Below are 240 nucleotides of genomic sequence, written 5' to 3'. Positions count from 1 at the left end.
AATACGCTGCGGAACTTTCTGTCCACGAACCTGACTGAGCTCGTGATTAATATCGGTACGATGATCGTGATTCTCGTCTTCATCGCCCAGCAGTCACGCGAAATCCTCATTATCACCTTCGTGGTACTCGCCGTGCTGATGCTGATCTGGTTCGTGACGGCACGCCCCACCTCCCAGGCGCTCGACGCCGAATATGCGCACGCCTCAGAAGCCCAGGTGGTCGAACTTGATGCTATTAAC

The 240-nt window shown here is 54.6% G+C and carries 1 protein-coding gene; it reads left to right on the top strand.

The window, feature by feature from the left end:
- Positions 1–60: 60 nt before the first annotated feature.
- Positions 61–240, top strand: a 180-nt coding sequence (locus tag FVA95_RS30360) for a hypothetical protein (protein WP_205016112.1), incomplete at its 3' end; no start/stop codon positions are given.

Source organism: Pseudonocardia sp. EV170527-09 (assembly GCF_008369905.1).
Lineage (GTDB): Bacteria > Actinomycetota > Actinomycetes > Mycobacteriales > Pseudonocardiaceae > Pseudonocardia.
The sequence above is the reverse complement of the archived record's forward strand: the minus strand, read 5'-3'. Positions and strand labels throughout refer to the sequence as shown.